Annotated in this window: 13 protein-coding genes; all 13 read right to left on the minus strand. The window is 68.9% G+C overall.

Features of this window, described 5'->3' with window-relative positions:
- Position 1: 1 nt before the first annotated feature.
- The 13 genes from QOL57_RS12300 to QOL57_RS12360 all read right to left on the minus strand — a co-directional run bounded on the left by QOL57_RS12300 (position 2) and on the right by QOL57_RS12360 (position 20669).
- Entirely contained in the window at positions 2 to 1666 is a 1665-nt protein-coding gene (locus tag QOL57_RS12300; protein WP_244900695.1) for a ShlB/FhaC/HecB family hemolysin secretion/activation protein, read from the minus strand.
- A 121-nt stretch (positions 1667 to 1787) separates the two neighbouring features.
- Positions 1788 to 2075, minus strand: coding sequence for a hypothetical protein (locus tag QOL57_RS12305; protein ID WP_089237791.1), 288 nt, complete (start codon positions 2073 to 2075; stop codon positions 1788 to 1790).
- Positions 2072 to 5614: a bifunctional serine/threonine-protein kinase/formylglycine-generating enzyme family protein gene (locus QOL57_RS12310; RefSeq protein WP_089238181.1), complete on the minus strand. Its 3543-nt coding sequence runs from the start codon at positions 5612 to 5614 to the stop codon at positions 2072 to 2074. Before QOL57_RS12310 ends, QOL57_RS12305 begins: the two co-directional genes overlap by 4 nt.
- A gap of 5 nt (positions 5615 to 5619) precedes the next feature.
- Entirely contained in the window at positions 5620 to 6339 is a 720-nt protein-coding gene (locus QOL57_RS12315) for a PP2C family serine/threonine-protein phosphatase (RefSeq protein WP_089237793.1), read from the minus strand.
- Positions 6336 to 6977, minus strand: a complete 642-nt coding sequence (gene tagF, locus QOL57_RS12320) for a type VI secretion system-associated protein TagF (protein ID WP_157803061.1) — start codon at positions 6975 to 6977, stop codon at positions 6336 to 6338. Before tagF ends, QOL57_RS12315 begins: the two co-directional genes overlap by 4 nt.
- Positions 6967 to 10458, minus strand: a complete 3492-nt coding sequence (tssM, locus tag QOL57_RS12325; RefSeq protein ID WP_089237797.1) for a type VI secretion system membrane subunit TssM — start codon at positions 10456 to 10458, stop codon at positions 6967 to 6969. The genes tagF and tssM overlap by 11 nt, the downstream gene beginning before the upstream one ends.
- Positions 10459 to 10461: 3 nt before the next feature.
- Positions 10462 to 11715: a type IVB secretion system protein IcmH/DotU gene (gene icmH, locus QOL57_RS12330; protein WP_089237799.1), complete on the minus strand. Its 1254-nt coding sequence runs from the start codon at positions 11713 to 11715 to the stop codon at positions 10462 to 10464.
- A 3-nt stretch (positions 11716 to 11718) separates the two neighbouring features.
- Positions 11719 to 13056 (minus strand): type VI secretion system baseplate subunit TssK, encoded by a 1338-nt coding sequence (tssK, locus tag QOL57_RS12335; RefSeq protein WP_089237801.1) that lies wholly within the window; start codon positions 13054 to 13056, stop codon positions 11719 to 11721.
- A 129-nt stretch (positions 13057 to 13185) separates the two neighbouring features.
- Positions 13186 to 14475, minus strand: a complete 1290-nt coding sequence (gene tagH / locus QOL57_RS12340; protein ID WP_089238183.1) for a type VI secretion system-associated FHA domain protein TagH — start codon at positions 14473 to 14475, stop codon at positions 13186 to 13188.
- Between the two features lie 88 nt (positions 14476 to 14563).
- Positions 14564 to 15106 carry a hypothetical protein gene (locus tag QOL57_RS12345; protein WP_089237803.1) on the minus strand — a complete coding sequence of 181 codons (543 nt, stop codon included), beginning with the start codon at positions 15104 to 15106 and terminating at the stop codon, positions 14564 to 14566.
- A complete protein-coding gene (tssI, locus tag QOL57_RS12350; RefSeq protein WP_089237805.1) occupies positions 15103 to 17127 on the minus strand; it encodes a type VI secretion system tip protein TssI/VgrG in 2025 nt (674 codons plus the stop codon). Before tssI ends, QOL57_RS12345 begins: the two co-directional genes overlap by 4 nt.
- A gap of 102 nt (positions 17128 to 17229) precedes the next feature.
- Positions 17230 to 20112 carry a protein kinase gene (locus QOL57_RS12355; protein ID WP_089237807.1) on the minus strand — a complete coding sequence of 961 codons (2883 nt, stop codon included), beginning with the start codon at positions 20110 to 20112 and terminating at the stop codon, positions 17230 to 17232.
- A complete protein-coding gene (locus QOL57_RS12360) occupies positions 20106 to 20669 on the minus strand; it encodes an ECF-type sigma factor (protein ID WP_089237809.1) in 564 nt (187 codons plus the stop codon). Before QOL57_RS12360 ends, QOL57_RS12355 begins: the two co-directional genes overlap by 7 nt.
- Between the last annotated feature and the right edge of the window lie 249 nt (positions 20670 to 20918).

A 20918-nucleotide genomic window follows, 5' to 3' on the forward strand; every position in this document is an offset into this window, starting at 1 on the left:
CTCAGAAGGTCAGGCCAAGCCGCGCGTACACGCGGACATCGCGGCCGTCGCCCGGTCGCAGGGCACTGGTCGGCTTGGCAGCCGCCACGCGCAGTTCCAGGTTGTTCCAGTGGCGTACGCGGAAGGTGGCGCCCAGCCCTACCGACGCCAGGTCGGCCGGCGCTTCCAGACCATCGACATCGAACACGCGGGCCTGGTCGGCAAACACATCGAACTCCAGTACTTCACGCCAGGGCACGCCGCGGAACGGCGAGGCCGCATCACCGAAGCCTGGTGCATCGACGTGGTACTCCAGCGCGCCGTACCAGCCACGATCGCCCAACGTCTCGCCCTGCGCATAGCCCCGCACGCTTTCATTTCCGCCGACCTGGAACTGTTCCAGTGCCGGCAGCGAATTGTTGCTGTACTGGCCGTTGAACTTGAACAGCAGGCGCTGGCTGCGGCTGAGATACTGCAGCCGCAGCAGGCCAAGACGAACCACGGTGAATGTGCTGTCACGGGTCATGTTGATCGCATCGAACGCAGCCGAGCGATCATCGAGTGAATGGCGCACGCTCAGCTGCGCCAGATTGATGCCGTGCAACCGGGTGTCGGTGTGGCGCAGGCTGATACCGAGCTCGGCCACGTCGTACTTCTGCTTGGACAACAGCAGGCCCAGCGCCTCGAAGCGCGAGCTTTCGCGGATGTAACGTACCGAGCTGGTCATCTGCAGTGCGGGACTGTTGATGAATTTCCAGTCCGCCCCTGCATAGGCCTGCGCTGCCGGGCCCTTGAGCTTGAACCCCTGCAGGATGCCGTCGTCGACTTCCAGTTCGCTGCGGTTGGCACCGGCCAGCACCGACAAGCCCGGCACCGACTGCAGCGGCACGCTGTAGGACAACGCACCGGCGCGGCTGGCTTGTGGGTCGAAGCCATAGGTCGCGCTGGCAGCGAACACATCGCCCAGGCCCAGCGGGCTGTTCCAGGTCACACCAAGCTGGGCGCGGCCACGGCCGGTCAGCTCGGTACCGTGGTTGTCCACGCTGGTGCTGATTTCATAGGGCCGGCCGCTTTCGCGCGCGACCAGCACCAGGTCGGTTTCGCCGACATTTTCGCCGGGCTGCAGCACCGAGGACACCGATACACCTGGCAGGTCGCGGGCGTACAGGAGTGCGCTGTCGATGTCGGCCTGGCGCAGGGGCTGGCCACGCAGGTGGTCGGCCACGCTGCTGAGGGTGTGGCTGCGGTAGCGCTGGTTGCCCTGCACTACCACCTTGCCGATGCGGCCCTCCAGCACGCGCACTTCGATGCGACCTTCCGCATCGAGGCGCTGCGGTGGCAGGTAGGCCACGCTGACCAGGAAGCCGGCCTTGCGGTAGGCCGCGGTCACTGCATCGGCGGCACCCTGCAGCTGGGTGAAATCCAGCGCGGCCACATCGGCACCGCCCGCCAGACCAGCAAAGTAGCCGTCCAGTACCGCCTGCACGCTGTCCGGTGTGATGCCACGCTGCGGGTGCGCGCCCACGTCACCAGCGCGGAAACCGCGAACCTGCAGCGTCTGGTTGCCGCTGCGGGCGGCGACCTCGGGAAGCTCGGCGGCAGGTGCCGGCGCGCTTTGCTGCGCGGTTGCAGCCACGGGCATCGCCGCGACCAGCAGCAACGCGAACGACAGGCGGTTCAAGCGCATGAATGCGTCCTCCAATGACGATGGGTGCTGGGTCGCTGCGCCCAACGCGCCGCCAGTCCCCGGGCGGCGCAGGTGATGTGAAACCGGGCATGGCACAGCGCCCCTGGCAGACCGATGACCATCAGCCACCTGCCAGGACGTAGACGCACAGCAGCAACCCCGCCGCGAGCATGCCACAAAGGAGCCACAGCCACCGCCGCCGGCCGCGGGGGCGACTGTGGCCCTGCGCGGGCGAGGGCCCGGCGGCGGCCCACGGTGCATGTGGCTGGGTCTGCAGGCAACGTTCGCGAACGCCCTGCAGCACCCGGCGTCGGCGTGAGCGGTATTCCTGCAGGTCGATCTGGCCGCGCTGGTGGGCGTCGGCCAGCGACTGCAGGCTGCGGTTGGCGTGTTCTTCCCAGCCGCTCACTTCACTTCCCTCAGCACCCGGAAGCCAACATCGGCCTGGCCACCACCAGCCAATGGCCGCTGCGCCTGTACCGTGCAGTCGGACCAGAAGCTGGCATAGCTGCCGCCGCGTACGCTGCCCCCGGCGGTCCATTCCCAGACGTTGCCGGTCAGGTTGACCAGCCCCCAGGGATTGGCCTCGCGCCCGCGCACCCCGACCGGTGCGCCATTGCCGGCGCTGGCGTTGGGTGCGATGCAGTTGCTGTCCGGCGCCTGTTTCCACTGCTGCTGGGCCTGCGCGGCATGCAGCCACTCGGCATCGGTGGGCAGGCGGTAGCGCCAACCACCGGTGGCGCGGGTCAACCAGCGCGCATAACCCTGGGCCTGCGCCAGACTGAGGTTGCGTGCTGGCAGCCGGCCCTGCTCGGCCGTGGTCGCAGGCTGCGGCGCGCAGCGGCCACTGGCACGGCAATAGCGGTTGAAGTCGTCCACTGCGATCTCACCTCGCGACAGCGCGTACGGCGTGCCACCGGCCAGGCCGGGCACCACCACCAGCATCGGGCCGCGGGCATCGGCAAGTGCATCGAAACAGGCCTGGCCACGACCGGCCAGGCCGGCACACGGGTCCGGTCCCTCGGGCACCGGCGGCAGCGGATCGTCTTCGCTTGCAGTGCCGACGGCAGTGCTGGGCGCGGCAGCGCTCGCCGCCCGTGGCGCCGGCCGTGACGGACGGTTGGCTGCGGCGGCAGTGGCCACGGGCGCCGGTTGCGCGGCGACCGCAGTGCCCTTGCCGGCCAGCAGCAATGCCTGCAACGACTCCGCACTGAGCCTGCCACGTGCACGCAGCACCCTCTCCAGGCGTTCCATTGCCTGCGGGTCGCGCCGGTACTGGGTGTCCAACTGCTGTCGCAGACGCTCGCGTTCGCTGTCCTTCATTGCCGGCTGCGCCGCTGCTGCAAGCACAGCGGCGACCACTTCCAGGCGACCTTGCCCGGCCTGCAGCGCCGGGCGCGCGCCCATTGTCTGCAGCGCGCGCGTCAGCAGTGCGTCGGCGGCAGCCGGGTCACCCTGTGCCAGACGCTGACTGGCCTGGTCCAGGGTGGCCTGGTCGAGCATTGCCGGCGCCTGTTCGCGCACGAACGGCGCATCGGGCTGCAGGGCGTGCAACCGCTGCCAGGCGCGTTGCGCCTTGTCCAGATCACCGGCGGCAATTGCACGCCGCAACGATTCACTCTGCGCGGCGACGGCCGCCTCGCTGCGGCTGCCGGCGAGACTCTGCTGCACGGCCAGTTGGCGCTTCTGCAACTGGCTGGCGGCGGAGGCCAGGGCGGCGGTATCAGGGGCCTGGCGACGGGCAAAATCGAGCAGCACCAGATCATCCGGCAGCTGCGCCGGGGTGCGTTGGCCTGCCAGGGCGCCTGCCACGGCGGTCGCCAGCGCGGCCTGGGCCGCGGCAAGTTCGGCGCCGGCATCGCGGCGGATCACCTGCAGCGCAGCTGCCACATCGGTCTGCCACGCGGCATCGGCACTGGGCTGCTGCAACCGCTGCTGCAGCCGCTCGCGGGCCTCTGCAACCGTGGCCGGCAACGCAGTGGCAAGCAGGTCCGGCTGCAGCGCCATGCGCAGCTGGGCCGCCTGCAGGCGCAGGCCGAGTGCATCGGGGAAACTGCGTTGCGCCTGCTGCAGACGGGTCTGCGCCTGCGCACTGTCGCCCTGCGCCAGCGCGCTCGCTACAGTCTGCTCATATGCCTGTTCCAGTGCGGGATCCCGCAGCAACGCGTTGTCCGGGTCGATCGCTGCGATCGCAGCCAGCGTGGCCTGCAGGCTGCCTTCGCCATGGCCGAACAGATCGCCCTGCGCGATATGTTGCTGCCGCAGTGTATCCAGCCGGTTGAGCTCCCGGTCACGCTCGGCCTGCATGCGCTCGCGACGTGTATCCAGCGTGGGGGAATACAACCGCAGGCGATCACGCAAGGCGAACACTTCAGCCGTGGCCGGGTAGCGGTAACGACCGGCCGCCGGTGCCCACAGCGCATCCAGCCGCCGCAACAGGAAATCCTCGATGCGGTCGGGGTGGTCCAGCAGCAGCTTGGCGCGCTGATCGTGGTCGAGGCTGGACAGGCCTTCCCAAGCCTGTGCGGCGTCCTGGTAGCGCTGCGGATCGTCGCCGCCGAGGCGGGCACTGACCTCGGCCAGGCGCTGCTGGTACAGGTGTCGTGTAGTGAACACGGCGGCTGCCGCAAGTACCAGCACCGCCGCCGCCGCGTAACCGATACGTGGCAGCACGCGTTCGCGCCAGCCATGCGGGCGCAGGCCTGCGATCAAGGCATCGACGTCGGCCAGCCGCTTTTCTGCCGGCAACGCGATGGCCGCGCACAGGGTGCGGTACTGGCGGCGCTGCAGGCCGCGCAGCGGCGGTGGCTGCCGGCCCTCGCGCAGCGCGACCTCGGCGCTGGCCTTGTCATACGGGTGGCGGCCACTGAGCAGTTCGAAGCAGACGCAGCCCAGTGCATAGACATCGTCGGCCGGCGTCGGTGCCTGCCCGCGCAGCATTTCCAGGCTGGCGTAAGCAGGGGTCAGCGCGCCCAGCGAGGCGGCGTCGAACACGGTCTGTTCGCCAGCAACGTCCACCGCATGCTTGCCTGCGCGCGCGATGCCGAAATCGAACACCTTCGGTACACCCTGCGCGGTGACCATCACGTTGCCCGGCTTGAAGTCGGAATGGACGATGCCGCCGGTGTGTGCGCGGCGCAGCGCCAGCGCCATGGACTGGATCAGCGGCCACGCGCGTGCCATCGGCATGCCATCGAACGCTTGTTCGCGGATCAGCGTGCGCAGGTCCTGGCCATCGACATATTCCATCGTCATGAACACGATGGCGCCGTCCTTGTCGAAGTCATACACACGCACGATGTTGTCGTGGCCGAGCTGCTGGGACCGCCGCGCCTCGCGCTGCAATGCGACCAGCGCATCGGGATGGCGTCGGAACTCATCGCTGAGCACCTTGACCGCCAGCCACGGATCACGGTCGCGGGCTTCCACCTTGCGCGCGTCACGCGCGAGGTAGACCACGCCCATGCCGCCGCGACCCAGTTCGCGCTCCAGCTGGAAGCGCCCCTTCAGCACACTGCCGACGGTGACGGTCTGGCCGTCGGCGGCCGCGACCTGACGCCACGCCGACAGGCTCGAACTCTGCGAGGCGGTGCCGCTGGTGCGGCCCTCGCCGGGCTCGGGGATGGGTTCGGTGCCAGGCTGCACCCGGGTCATTTCATCCGGCACTGCGGTGCGGGTCGGTTTGACCACAGTGATGTCATCGTTGCTGGCCACCACTGCCCCGGCGCCTTCGCGCAGGGCCTGCAGGCGCTGCAGCAACGTGCTCATCGACGCTTCGTCGATGGCCTTGTCCTGGCGCATGCGCCACAGCGTGTCGACGCCATTGCGGTACTCGGCGTCTGCGACGCTGCGGTGCTGGGCCAGGCCCTGCAGCAGCGCGGGCAGGTCCAGGCTTCCCCTGCTGAAGGCGGTGACCAGTTCGACCACGGAGACGGTGTCCTCTTGCACGTTGTTCACTCCTGCCTGCGCACGATGACCGCCGAGACGTTGTCGCGTGCGGCGCGTCCCAAGGCCAGTTCGAACAGCCGCGCCAGCAGGGCGCGCGGTTCGCGCTGGCGACGGCATTCCAGATCAAGTTCGGCGTCGGGGATTTCCTTGTTGACGCCGTCGCTGCACAACAGAAACGGTGCGCCGCTGGCATGGCTGGCGACGATCCAGTCGACCAGCAGCCCCTCCTGCGCGCCGACGGCGCGGGTCAGGGTGCCCGGCGCGGCATCAGGCACGGCGGCAAACTGTGTCGCGTCGTCCTTGATGCCGTGTACGTGGTCGCGGGTGAGCTGGCGCAGGCTGCCCTCCTCGATGCCGTACGCGCGGCTGTCGCCGACCCAGCCGCACAGCATGAAGTCGCGGTCGTAGACCAGCACCACCACGGTCGAGCCGATCAGGTCCACGCGCAGGTCGCGGGCGCGCAGCAGCAGCTCCTGGTTGACCTGCTGCAGTGTGTCTTCGATGGCTTCGATGAAATCGACCACGTCATCCTGCCGTTGCAGGCGCGCCAGGCGCTCGACGATCAGGCCACTGGCGAAATCGCCGGCAGCGTGGCCGCCGAGGCCATCGGCCACCACCCACAGGCCGAGATCGTCGCGCAGCAGGATCGCGTCTTCATTGAGCTTGCGGACCTTACCGGTATCGGTATGGCCTGCGGAGGCATAGCGGGTTGCGGCAGCGATCATCGGCAGGATTCCTCACGGTCGATGGCGATGGTGAACATGCGTGCGAATGCGCTGGCATCGGGCAGGCCCGGCACTACGCAGGGTGCGTGCCCATCGCGCCACCACAGGCTGCCCTGCTGCACCCAGCACTGCTGCCACGCCAACCCCAACGGCATGGCAGCGATCGCGCCCGGCACCACCGCGGGCAGGGCATGGCAGCCCGCGTCGAGTTCGTCCGGCAGGCGCAGCGTGCCCTGCTGCGCGCGGTGCAGCAGCTGGTGCACGGCATCGAACCAGGTCGCCGACGGCAACGCAGGGGCGCCTGTCGTCTCGGCATCAGTCAGTGGCAACGCCACCAGCAGCGGGAATGCGCGACCGACACGATCACGCAGGGGTGCCACCGAACCAGCCCAGCCCCGTACATCGCAGACGCCGGCAGCCATGGCGAACGACCAGCGCTGGCCGGCGGCGACGGCGGCATCCCAGGGTGCACCGCGCAGGCCGGGCACGTCGGCCAGCTGCTGGCTCACGTGGGCATCCCAGGCCTGAACCAGGGCGTCGCTGAGACGACGCCGGACGAAATCGCCGACCCCGCACAGCTTGCCGTGGAAGCCGGGCACAGCGGCCGGACGATCAACGGTGGTCGTATCAACTGCCACAACGAAACCGCGCCAGGTCGGCATCGTTGAACGGATGGCGCAGGTTGCGTGCCTGCAGGGGCAGTGCGGTGGGGTGCCCACCCAGGTCCAGGTGCAGCACGTAGTCCAGGTCCGAACGTGCTTCCAGCGCACCGGCCTGCAGCGCGCGGAACAGTGCCCAGTCGCCCTGGAACTGCAGTGCGCCCAGCGGCGCGCCAGCAGCATCGAATGCGGAGATCGATACCTGCCCGGGGGTCGGCCCGGGCCAGGTGACCGCCATGCGGCTGACCGTACCGGCGCTGTAGTCCAGCCGCTGGCCGTCGATGTCCACCTGCAGGCGGGCGACACCGGCGTCCAGCTGCGGCGACAGCAGGGTGAACTCGACACGCGGCTGTTCACCGCCACGGAAGTACCGTTGCCTGATCGCATCGGCCAGCTGCATGCGCGCCGGCAACGCTGGATCGCTACCGAGCGGCGCTGCATCCTTCCAGCGCCAGCTGGCCGAGCGTGTATCCAGCAACGGTGCCAGCGTCTGCCGGTACAGGCTGTCGAAGCGGCCACCGTTGCCGAACAGCTCGGCGAAATTCTGCAGCGGGATATCCTCGGCCGCAGTGCGGTCGAACGGATAGCGATGACCGGTGAACTCGGTGCAGACCTGGCCGACGGCCTCGCCCACCCGCTCGTCCAGCGCCACCTGCTGCTGCGCGCCGATGGCCGCAGCACCCTGTCCGCTCAGTACCAGCAACCAGCTGGACACGGGCATCGGCAGTTGTGAGGCCTGCTGTCGTGCCTGGAGCAGCAGGGTGTCAGCCGCACCTGCATTCGCCGCGGGTGCGGCCAGCAGGCGCTCTGCGAGCTGGGCGAAGGTGGCCAGCGTCAGGTCGAGCGGTGTGGCGCCTGGGGCGCCGTTGCACAGCTGCGCCAACGCGGCGAAGTGTTCGCTGATGGCTGCACCTGCCGGAGCGGCGACGGGCATGCCGGCAGCTGGCGCCAACGCCGCCTGCAGCGCGGCACCACTGGCACCGGCCTTGGCCAACGCCGCCCCTCCCGCCTTGGCCGTGGCTGCATCCCGCGCGGAGGCCGCCGCGGCAAGCGGTGGCGCGCGCAGCAGATCCTGCGTCTGCTCGCGCAGCAGCACCAGCAGCAACCGCAGTGGCGAGGTCGGGCCCGCGATGCGCGCCAGCTGGGTCGAGGTGGCAGCATCGTCGGCGCCCGGACGCAGCTGCAGGTCGGCCAGCAATGCATCCCAGGCATGGATGTAGTCGCGTTCGTACAGGCGCAGTACCTGCTGCACCAGCCGCGCGCGGCCCAGCTCGTCAATCCGTTGCGGCCCCAGCACCCAGTCATCGGCAACGAAACGCGTGACCGCATCGTCGATGCCGTCGCGCGCCAGCTGCGCGAACACCGGCTGTGTATACAGCGCCGGCAGTGGCGCAGCCAGCGGCGTGCCGCTGCGTCGTTCGAAGGCATCGGCCTGCAGGCCGAGCACCTTGTCCAGGCGCAGCGACGACGGCTGCGTGCGCACCTGCATGGCCAGGTCGCTGTACACCAGCGTCGCCAGTTCGGCGGCACGCAGGCTGGCCCGGGCCTGTTCCACCCGTACCGGATCGGGCCGGATCGCGCGTACCTGTCCGGTTGGCTCCAGCAGCGAGGCCAGCTGGCCATCGTAGGCATCGGCCAGCACCGCGTCGTTGCCGAAGCGCCGGCGCGCATCGAGTGCGGCCAGCATGCGCAGTTGCGCCGGCTGCAGGCGCTCGGGCTCGCCCAGCATCAGGTAGCCCTTCAGATAGTAGTACAGCCGCTGCGGATCACCGGCACTGTCGGCCAGTCCTTCGCGCAGCTGGGCGGCAACAGCGGGCAGCAGCACCGCGTTCAGTTCACGCACGCGTGCCTGCTGCAGGGTGCGTTGCACCGCGTCGCCCTGGTACAGGCCCCACCGCATTGTCCACGGTACCGGCTGCGGCGGCGCTGCGGCGGCCACCGCAGCCGACGTGGCCTGGCTGCGCTGCACCGCTCGCAGCAGATAGTCACGCAGATCCTTCGCGCTGCCGGGGTCGGGTGTCTGTGGTCGCTGCTGCAGCACCTGGTGGGCATGGGCGAGGTATTCGCGGTTGCCGTGGTAGCTGCCCGCCATGGCGGTCAACAGGCCCACCGTCGCCACCAGCAGTGCCGCCTGGGCGGCCCAGTGCCAGCGACGACGGCGGCGTTGCGCCTGTGGCTGCAGGCCGGCCAGGCCGTGTTCGGGCAGCACCACCCCGCGCAGCAGGCGCTCGACGAAGAACGTGCGTGGCGCAGCCGTGGCCACCGCTGCGCGCGCCGGTTCCAGGCCGAAACTGCGCGCCACTGCACCCAGCATGCGATCGATCGGCGTGCCCTCCTGGGTGCCGGAGGTGAAGTACACGCCACGCAGCAACGGTGCCGGTGCGTAGGCATGGCCGGCGAAAGCGGACTCGATGAACTGCCGTGCGTTCTCGCCCAGCGCAGCGAACTGCGGCGGGAAGGCCAACAAGGCGGCACGGCGGCTGCGCTCGCGCTCATCGTGCAGACGCTGCAATACCCGTGCATTGAGGCGATCGAGCAGGCGCGCGAAGGCATCGGCGAAGCTGCGTGCCGCACTGCCATCATGGGTCTTGTGCAGCGGGAAGGTCGTGCCCCAGACCTGGCCGCGCTGCTCGCTGCCAAGGTCGTCGAAGAACTCACCGAAGCCGGCCAGCAGATCGCACTTGGTCAGCACCAGGTACACCGGCACCTGCAGCTGCAGGTGCTCGGCCAGCTCATCCAGGCGTCGGCGGATGGCCTGCGCATGCTGTTCGCGTTCGCCCACGTCAAGCTGCAGCAGGTCGGCCAGGCTCATGCTGACCAGTACCCCGTTCAACGGCCGCGCACGCCGGTGGCGGCGCAGCAGACGCAGGAAGTCCAGCCAGCCGGCGGCATCCACCGCGCGTTCGGAATCCTGGGTGGTGTAGCGGCCGGCGGTGTCGAGGAACACGGCCTGGTCGGTGAACCACCAATCGCACTGGCGGGTGCCACCCACGCCACGCACGGCATCGCTGCCCAACCGTGCCGCCAGCGGGAACTGCAGGCCGGAATTCTGCAGCAGCGTGGTCTTGCCCGATCCCGGCGGGCCGATCAGCAGGTACCACGGCACGCTGCCGATGCTGCTGCCACGACGACGGCGCAGCAGGCCCAGCGCTTCCTGGAAACGGCGTTCCAGCTGGCTGCGTTCGCTGGCCACGCGATGACCTGGATCATCGCCCTCATGCAACGCTTCACCCATGCGCTGGTCGCGTCGCCGCGCACGCCAGACTCGCCATGCGCCGATGCCGGCCACCAGCACGACCAGTGCAACCAGCACCAGCACGCGAACCAGCACGCCCGCCAGCGGCACCTGTCCGGCAATGGCCACCCACGGGCCACCGAACCACACCAGCAGGGCCAGCAGCAGGATGCCACCGACCACGATCCAGTTCACCCGGCGCAATGCGCCCTTGATCGCCTGCATGGCTCAATCCCCCGGCTGGAACAGAATGTCGACGCGGCGGTTGCGCGCGCGGTTGGCCGGCAACTGTGGTGGTGAGGCGAGCGGTTGCGAATCGCCGGCACCCACGGCCTCGAGCCGGGCCGGATCGTGAAGTTCAGCACCGAGCACGTCGGCCACTGCCTGGGCACGCGCCGCCGACAACGCGAAGTTGTCCTTCCACAGTGCCGAGCGCAGTGGCTGGTCATCGGTGTGGCCGACCACCAGCACGCGCCCGCGCAGTGGATCCAGCGCCTTGGCGATCGTGGCCAGCAGCGGCCGCTGTGCCGGATCCAGGGCGACGCCGCCGGAAGCGAACATGCTGGCCGCGTTGAGGCGCACCTGCGCGCTGCCATCGGCCGCTTCCTGCACGCTCAGCAGTCCGGCACGTTCCTGCGCTGCCAATCGTTGTTTCAGACCCAACTGCGGTGCCGCTGGCGTAGGGCTGGGCACATGGTTGGCCTGCAGGCCCATGCGTGCCGCCTCGGCATTGATCGGTGCGGCCAACGCGTTGAGGCGCGCATGCGCCCACAGGAACGCGGCCAGCAGCACACTGGCCGCCACCAGCACGCTGATCCACAACGGCACCCGCCAGCGCGTGCGCCAGGCATCGTCGCCCACTCCCTGCCAGCGCGGCGACAGTTCTTCCGGTGCGGCGCCCCGTTGACCACGGATGAGGCGGTACAGATCGTCCTCGATCGCCGACAGGCGCAGCGCGCCATCGGCCTCGATCTGGTAGCGGCCGGCAAAGCCCATGGCAAGGCACAGGTACAGCAGTTCCAGCAGTTCCAGATGCCGCGCCGGGTCCTGCCGCAGGCGGTCGAGGATCGCGAAGAACTTGGCCCCGCCGTAAGACTCGCCATGGAAGGCGGTCAACAAGGTGCGCTGGGCCCAACCGCTGCGCTCGCCCCACGGCGCATTGAGCACGGCCTCGTCGACCACCGCGCACAGCACGTAGCGCGCGGTCATCACCACGTCAGCCGGGTAGCGTGCATCGCGCATGCGCCCTTCCAGTCGCCGTACCTGCAACTCGGTCTGCTCGCGCAGGCGCGCCACGTCCGGCGCCTGCACGCTGTGGCGCAGCTGCACTGCCAGCAACAGGAGTGGAGTGGCCGCCTGCACCAGTGGATTGAGGCTGTCACCGAGGAACTCGCTGATCTCGGCGCGCACAGGCTCAGCGGCCTCTGCCGGATTGCCTGCCTGTGCCCGCTGCGCCGCATTGCGCATGTCCTGCACGTTCATCGGCTACCCCCGGATCGCCCACAGCTGCACACCCAGTCCGGGGAACTCGTTGCCCAGGTGCAGAGCCAGCCCGCCGGCGTTGCGCAGCGCGCGCCACAGCGGCGACTGCGTGTCGAATTCGAAGTACACATGACCGGCGTGATACGGAATCTGCCGGGGTGCCACCGCCATCGGTGCCAGGCCGATGCCCGGCAGCTGCAGGTTGACCAGGTCGCGGATCTGCTCGACCGGGCCGATCTTGGCGGTTGATGGCAGGCGTCGGCGCAACTCTTCGGTGGGCAGGTCGGCCTTCACCGCCAGCACGAAGCTGGCACTGTCCAGCAGACCCGGATCGGGCACCACCGCCACCCACACGCCGAACTTCCGCTCCTGCACCGGAATCGCCAGTGCCGTCTGTTCCAGCACTGCGCTGAGGCTGCCACGCAACGCGGCGATCAGCGGTTCGAACGTCTCACGCAGGGCGTCATGGCGATACGGCGCGAACACCGGCGGCCGCTTGCCCGGCGTGGTGAACGTGCTCAGTTCGCCAGCCAGCGCCAGCAGTGCGCGGTACAGCGCTTCCGGATGCGGATGCGGCTGGGCAGCCCAGTGCGCGACCACCGGTTGCCAGCGGTTGACCACCTGCAGCAGCAGGAAATCGGCGATCTCCGCTGCGCCACCACGGTCGCTCAGCGCCACCCGTGCCGCCAGCGCTTCGCCGCGCTGGTGCAACAGGCCCAGCAGTTCGACCAGGAACGTGGCCAGGCGCGGCGAGGAGGCACTGTGCAGCACGCTGGCAATGAACGCGTCGTCCAGTTGCACGCGGCGATCAGCGCGGGTCTCCAGCACATGGGCCACTGCAATCCGGGCCAGGCCCTCCTGCGGTTGTGAGGCCGGCAGCAGGCGCGCATTGAGGCCGCCGACTTCCATCAGCACGCGCTCGTCGACACTGCCCGAAGCATCCAGTGCCTCGCTCTCGCGCACGCGGTAACGGTACAACTGGTCGCTCGGCGATTCGGCACGTCCAACGTCGGCCTGCGACGGCAACCGCAACGGCAATGTGAGATAGATGGTCTGGTCGCGTCCATTGGGATCCAGATCCAGCGCCGGCGGCAGCGGGTCGTCGGCCGGCATCGCGAAGGGGGTGCCATCGGGAAACACGCCGCGCGCGCGGCGCAGGCCCAGCTTGCCGACCGCCAGCAGGTCCGGCTCCAGTTCCAGCTCGGTGAAGCCCCAGCCCAACGCGGCCGGCAGCGCCACGCGCAGGTCGACGTAGCGCTCGAGATAGCGCTCCTGCTGCTGCAGGTGCTGTGGCCGCAGGAACAGCCCTTCGCTCCATACGACCTTGTTGTTCTGGGTCATCCGTGCGGCTCACAGGTAGCGGCGGGAGGTGGCGCACACGGTGGGCAGTGCGCGAACACGCCATGGCCACCACGCGCCGGCTGTCTGCGATTGTCCGCAGCGCACCGTGCAACCGCCCGACAATTCGTCTCAGCCCGGCCGCGCCTCGCCTGTGCGGCGCCCACTGCGATAGCGCGCCAGCTGCGTTTCATAGGCACGCGCGAACTCGTCGCCGAACAGGCGACGGAAGCAGTCGTCCGGGTCCTTGACCATGCGCTGGAAATTCTCGCGATAGCGCTCCCAGTAGCGCCCCTTGCCGGGGAAGGCCAGACGCCGCCCATTGCCGTCGGCTTCCTGTTCGATGCGATCAGGGCTGAAGTGGAACAGCATCGCTTCGTAGGCCGCGCGCATGCCGGCCAGCATCGCCATCTGGTGGCACCGAATATCGTCGAAGGCATCATCGAACGCGGCGGCACCGCTGAGGAAGGCACCGCCCTCGGGGGCGGCCAGCTTCTGCATCGCCTCCTGCGCGGTGGCCGCAAACTTCAACGGGTTGTTCTCCGATCGCTGGATCACGGTGACCGGCAGGCGGAAGCTGTTCTTGATCTCCGCGCGTGCGCGCAGCACGTCCATCACCCCATCGACGACGATCGCAAACACGCGCTCAAGGTCTTCCGGCAGGCCCGCTGCGGGAACGCTCGCGCGCGCGGGCGCTGCCGGCGGGGGGAGCGGCGCAGCAGCGGGCACGCCGTAGTCGCCCTGGGTCAGGTCCCAGTCGTCGGGCAAACGCGCTGTCGACTGCAGCGGTGATGGCGGGCGGAAATGATCCTGGCTGGCGGCGGCATGATGCCAGGCATCAGGATCGCTGTGCGGCACAGGCACGGCCACCCTCGCCGCGGGCAGCAACTGCAGGGGATCCAGTTCGGCGGCGGGGGCCAGGCCGAGGTCGTCCAGCGTGCCCGACGCCGCAGACGCAGCCGCGGGCGCACGTCCCCACAGCAGCTCGAATGGATCATCCAGCGCCACCGCCGCAACCTGCTCGCGGCGCGCGGGTGCTGCGACCACCACCTGGGTCAGGTCCGGATTGCTGGCGTCGGCGCCGGGGAGCGGCATCGACGACGGACCCACGCTTTGCAGGCGAACGTCGATCTCGAAACTGTCCAGTTGCAGGCGATCGCCATCGCCGAGCGCGGACGGCTCGCCGCGCGTCAGCGCCTGGCCATTGAGCAGCATGCCGTTGGTGCTGCAGTCCTCGATGAAGTACATGCCGTTGAGGAAGCGCACCACCGCGTGCACCCGCGATACGCCGGACGCGGGCAGTACCCAGTCGCACTCGTCGGAGCGCCCCAGGCTGCCGCCGCCCTGTACGAATACCTTCTGCGCGGCCGGGCCGAACTGGGCGGCCTGGCGGCCGCTGACGGTCAGGATCAGGTTGTGGATGGCACTCACGCGGGTCGTACTCCAGCAGGATCAGGGTCACCGATTCGCGCAACGGCATCGGTCCGGGGGAAGACGTACACACGCTGGTTCATCGTGCCGCGCCCAGCAGGGCCAACGCCTGTTCTGCGTAGCCGCGGCGACGCTGCTGGAACGCCTGTGGCTGTTCAGCTGCGAGTAGTCCCAACGCAGCCACCGCCGCCCGCGCCACCAGATGGTCCGGTGGTGTGACCACGACGCTCTGCCCGGCGGGCGCCAGGCTTCCTTCAGCCCAACCAGCGCTGGCCGCCAACCAGGCGCCGACACTGCGGTAGCCCCCGGCCGTGGCGAATTCATACGCAGCGCGGCGATTGCCTTCGCTGGGATCGCGCAACCAACGCTCGGCCAGCATGGCGCCGGCGCGGGCTTCCGGCGCCAGGGTTTCACCACGCGCGCACTGGCACAGCCAGGCCACCACGTAGCGCTTGGGCAGCAGCCGCGCCGCCAGCTGCAGGGCCGCCTGCACATGCCCGGCCTGCAGCAGCACCTGCACCGCCTGCGCAGCGGTCAGCGCCGGAGTCAGCAGCGCACGCGCGGACGTGTCGATTTCCATGTCGTCGCAGGCGCGGCTGATCGCATCCATCGCCGTACTCATCCGATCGTGACCAGTGCTGCGGCCAGCTTCGCCAGCGCATCACCCGACAGCGTGAGCATCGGCGCCTTGACCTCGGCCATCGCACCACCCTGGACCTGCAGGATGGCATCGGAGTGCATCTTCAGGCTGGCACCGGCACCGATATCCATGCTCGCGCCGGCCTTGATGCGCACTTCCACGCCCCCTTCGATCTCCACCGTGCTGCTGCCGCCGATGCGTACGTTGACACCCTCCACGGCGATGTCGCCGGCGCTGTTCATCACGATGCGCGAGGCGCCGGTGACCAGTTCGATCTCCTGCCCCGCCTGCAGACGGAAGCGCTGGCCGATGCGGGTCTGCGCATTGATGCCCACCTCCAGCGTGTCGTCGTTGTCGATCTTCGTGCTGCGGTCGTGGCGCACGACCACGGCCTGGTCGTGCTCGACCGTCAGCGCCTGGTCGTTGCCGATGGTCGCCTGCTGGTCATGGCCTACCTTCAGGGTACGGTCGTGCTCGGCTTCCACGTGCAGGTCGCGCTGTGCATGCAGCCGAAGTTCCTCGGCGCCCTTGCGGTCCTCGAAGCGGATCTCGTTGTAGTCCTCGGCGCCGCCATCGGGATGGCTGCGGCTGCGGATGCCGGACTGCGTGCGGTTGTCGGGCAATGCATACGGCAGCATGTGGTCGGCGTTGAACACGCTGCCGACGATGAGCGGCCGGTCCGGGTCACCATCGAGGAACGCCACCAGCACCTCCTGGCCCACGCGCGGCAGGCTCTGAGCGCCCCAGCCCTTGCCTGCCCAGGGCGTGGCCACGCGTACCGGGCACGATACCCGGCCATTGGGCCGTGCCGGACTGCTCCAATGGAAGTGCACGGTGACCCGACCCTGTCCATCAACGGCAATGTCCTCCTCACGCTCGCCGGCGACGATCGCACTCTGCAGGCCAGCAATCCGGGGCCACGGCGTGTCGGCAGGCAGGCGATAGGGCACGCTGCTGTCCTGCACCTGCAGCCGGCACAGCAGCGCCGGCCCCTCCGACATACGCGCCGAGCCGGGCACCGCTTCGCTGACCTCCAGCTCGCTGGCCAGCACCAGGTACTGGCGGTTGCAGTCGCCGTGCGGGCAGCCGCTCAGATCGAACAGGTGGCCGGCGCCCAGGTTCCAGGCACGGGTCCGGCCCTGCCAGCGTGACCGCGAGGACTGCGCGGCCTCGACCTGCATCTGCGCCTGCTGGCGTCCCTGGTCGGGGGAGAGATGGCGGCCATGCCCGCGGTACACCGACAGACCGGCAACGCCGCCGTCATGGGCTGCGCGTGCTTCACCCTGCAGCACGGCGCGTGGCTTCAGCGGGTCGAATTCACCCAGCTGCCAGAGTGTCTGCCGCAGCTGGTGCTGCTCCTGCCATCCCGCCATTCCCGGCTCACCCAGCGCAGGTGGCTCGGCCTCGGCCTGCCACGGCAGTCGCTCGAACGGAGCCGCGCTGGTGTGTGCCCCCAGTCCATCGGCCAGCACCAGCGTATGGCAGTCGGCCTCATGTTCGAAGAAGTAGTAGATGCCTTCCTGCTGCAGCAGGCGATGGATGAAATCCAGTGTCGATTCTTCGTACTGCACGCAGTGTTCGCGCGGTGCGTGGTTGCCGCTCAGCTGCAGGCGGACATCGGTGCAGCCGATCTCCGCCAGCAGCATGCGCACGATGTCCGGCACCGATTGCCCTGCGAAGATGCGGCAGTCGTACTGCTGTCCCAGCAGCCACAATCGTGGCACCAGGGTGATCTGCAGGATGCCGAAGGCCTGGTTGCCGATGTCGCGCCGACCTTGCTGCGCCACCGCAGCCACGATGCCGTGCAGATGGCGGCTGCCATTGTCATGGACCAGGCTGATGCCCAGCGGGGTGCCCAGCAGCACACTGGCATCGACCAGTTCGCCGCTGCACAGCGCAGACAACACATAGCGATAGGGCTGGCCAAGTGCCTCATGCCCCTGCAGCTGCTGGAAACGCAGCCGCCCGCCCAGGTCCGACTGCAGAGTGATCGTGCGCGCCATGCCCGTCCACGGTGAAGGAAGTGCACCCCGCCGGCACCGTTGCCGGAAAGGTCTGCACGCGGATGCTCCCATGCGCTGTGGGCGCCCATCCGGCAATTCGTCTCACCTGCCGACACCGCCCATGTCGGCAGGACCCTGCATGGCAGCGAGCGCCTCGTCACGTACGCTGCGCTGCGAGGTGTTCAACGTTGCCGGATCACGTGCAATCACCGGATCCAGGTAGTTGCGCTTGACCTCGGCCATCGCCTCGGCGGCGTGCATGCGTCGCAGCACTGCATACAGGCGGGATGCACTCTCGGTGGTGTGCGCGTCGAGCACACCGCGGCTGGAGACCCGCAGCTCCAGCGCCTTGGCATGGGCATCGCGGGCCGCCGCCAGGTGCCCGGCACGGTTCTCCACCCGTCCCACCACGTCCCAGGTCGCCGAGATCAACCGATAGTCGTCAGGCAGCAGTCGCTGGTTGCCTTCAAGCGCCGCGTACGCGGCTTCGCGGGCCTCGTCGAAATGATCGGTATTTGCCAGCATGCTGGCCAGGCCACCAAGGGTGAACAGCGTGTCCGGGTGCATCCGGCCGAGGATGCGCGTGCGCTGCTGCAGCAGTTCGCGCTGCAGCTGCACCGCGCGCTCGAAGCGCACGCTGTCCTTCTGCTTGGCCAGCACGCGTACCAGCTCGGATCGGGTCTGCATGGTGTCGGGATGGTCGTTGCCGAGCACCCGCTGCTGGTCCGCCAGCAGGTGTTCCATGAACGTCTGCGCCTGGGTGAACGCCGGTTCGGCCTGCGCCAGGCGCACCATGTTGAACCCCTGCAGCGCGGCCGCCGTCAGTGTTTCCGGATGGTCCGAACCGAGGCTGCGCTCGCGCCGCTGGTGCACTTCAGTTGCCAGAGCCAGCGAGTTCTCGTACTCGTTGAACGTGTTCTGCAGGCGCGCCAGCATCAGCATCGCCGCCAGCGTGCGCGGTGCGTTGTCGCCAAAGCGCGCACGGAAGCGTGGCAGCAGGGGTTCCAGCTTCGCCAGCGCATCCTCGCGCCGGGTCAGTTCGCTGAGCGTGGTGACCATCCCCAGTTCCAGTTCCAGCAGCGCCGGCGCATCCTTCTCGAGCTGTGGCGTCCACAGCGCCACCAGCGCTTGTTGCTGCTGCAGCGCTTTGCCCAGTTCTCCCTGCGCTGCCATCACCTGGGCCTGCTGCGCACCTACCCGCAACCAGAGTGGATCGCGCGGGGCCAGGCCGGGACGTTGCAGCGACAGGGCTTCATCCAGCAGCCCGCGCGCCTCTGCCATGCTTCCGCGGCGATACAGCGCATCGGCCAGGTCGGCCAGCACCGATACCAACCGCATGCCGCCGGCATGCTGGCCGCGCTGCACCGACAGCACCGATTGCAGTTCACGTACCGCCGCCGGGTAACGACCGATGGCGATCAGCACCCGTGCCAGCGATTGCCGCATGTCGGCCGACAACGCCGGGTCGTCGGCGAAGTCCTGCTGCAGGCGCTCCAGCGCGTGCGCCACCACGTAGCGTTCCAGCAGGTCGCGGGCGATGTCCGACGCCGGCACGCGTGCCCGCAATACGTCCAGATCGATGGAGGCCGCGGCCGAGGTGGAACCGAGGGCCTGTTCCATGGCAGCGCTGTTGGCCGCCAACATCGCATACCCCATTGCATCCACGTCCACGCTCTGCAGCATTTCCTGCTGGAACTCCACCATCCGCTCCAGCTGCTGCTGGCGATGTGCGGCAACGGCCTGCTGGCTTCGCGCCTGCTGCAACGCCCACAGCGAAGCGCCCAGACCCACCACCACGCAGCCCAGGGTCAGCGCGGCCAGCAGGACCGGCAGTCGATGGCGCTGCAGGAACTTGCGGGCCACCAGCAGGCGCTGATGGCGCGACACCAGCGGTGGCATGTTGCGGTGCCAGCGGTCGAGATCGGTCAGCAGCGCGGACACGCCGTCGTAACGGCCGGCACGCTGCGGGTCGGTGGCACGGCGCACGATGGCGTCCAGGCCGTCTTCCAGCGCCCGTCGCAGGGCACGACGACTGCACTGGCAGGCTGCCGCCAGCGCCGCCTGCGCCTCCGGGACCAGCTCAAGGAACACCCGCAGCGGCGACAACGGCACAGGCATCCGCGCCGGCGGTCGCTGCCCGCACAGCAGTTCATGCAGCATTGCCCCCAGCGAGTACACATCGCTGCGCGCGTCGATGTCGATGTCGACCCCGGTCTGCTCGGGACTCATGTAGCCGGGCGTACCGCCGGACCAACGATCGGTATCACCGTGGCTGCCAGCGATGGCGATGCCGAAGTCGATGATCTTCGGCTGCGGCGTTCCATCCACCGCCCCCACCAGTACGTTGCTCGGCTTCAGGTCGCGATGGATCACGCCCTTCTGGTGCGCGTGCTGCACGCCTTGGCAGACCAGCATCATCAGGCGCACGCGCAGGTCCAGCGGTGCACGGCGCTGCTCGCACCAACGATCGATGCCCTCGCCATCGATGTATTCCATCACCAGGTACGGTCGCTCACCCTCGTGCACGCCGGCGTCGTAGATCTGCGCGATCGCCGGGTGATGCATCTGTGCCTGCATCTGGCACTCGAACTCGAAGAACGCGCGCGTCTTCTCGTCCAGCCCCGGGTTGGCCATCATCTTGATGGCGACCTGCTGCTGGTAGGCACCATCGGCGCGATGCCCCAGGTAGACCCGGCCCATGCCACCGGTGCCGATCATCGCGTCCACCGCCCATGGCCCGCAGCGGGTGCCCGGTGGCAGGATCGGCGGCGGCTCGCGGCCGATTTCCGACACTGCCTGCCGCAACGGTACGCGCAGGCGCACCGTGGCCTCAGCCTCCACCGCCAGCATCGCCTCCAGCTCCCGCCGTAGCGGCGGATCGTGGCCGACCTCGGCCTGCACGAACGCTGCACGCGCCGCACCGCTCAATGCGCTGGCGCGGTGGAACAGGTCTTCCAGCTGACGCCAGCGATCCAGGCTCAACATGGTGACAGCCGCGCCGCCAGCCACACCCGCACGAAGCGCAGGTCACGTTCTGCGGTGGGCACCGAGATGCCCAGCATCGCCGCCGTCTCGGCCACGGTCAGGCCCACCAGCTCGGTCATCGCAAAGGCACGCGCCTTGCGCGCATCCAGTCGTGCCAGTTCGTCGAACGCCTCAGCGATGCTGAACAGATCGATCGGTGGCACACCGGGATCGACCAGCTTCACCGTCAACGTGACCTGCTGCCCGCGACGTTTGCCGCGATCGCGCAGGCGCGCCAGATCCACCAGCAGATGGCGCATCTGCAGCGACGCCACCGCGTAGAAATGGCCGCGCGAGGCGAACCCATGTTCGCGCGCGGAGAGTCGCATCCAGGCTTCATTGACGAGCTCGGTGGGCTGGAAGCCATCGGCCACACCGCGTGCCAGGCTGCGCACCGCGATCAGATGCAGCTCGTCGTAGACCAGTCGCGCCAGCGTATCGCTGGCCGGCGCTTCGCCGTCCTGCCAGCGCGCGAGCAGGTGGGTGATGCCCTCGGCGGGCGGCAGCGTGTCATTCATTGCATTCCCTCGCTCGATGCCGGACATGCCGCCCTGCAGGAATGCAGGGCGAAGCAATGCCCGCCCGCAACGAAAAGACGTCGCGCTGGCCGCTGGGGCGACAGCATTGGCAGGGCGATTATCCGGAACAAGGCCGCGGATCCCCAGGCGCGGCGGGACTGATCCTACGCCAGCAAAGCGTTCAGATGTAGACAGGCGGTTTCGTATAAGGGCCGAATTTCACGGCAATGCCCGATGCGTGAAGCGGCC

Origin of the sequence: Stenotrophomonas sp. yr243, assembly GCF_900184195.1 — a bacterium.
Classification (GTDB): domain Bacteria; phylum Pseudomonadota; class Gammaproteobacteria; order Xanthomonadales; family Xanthomonadaceae; genus Stenotrophomonas; species Stenotrophomonas lactitubi.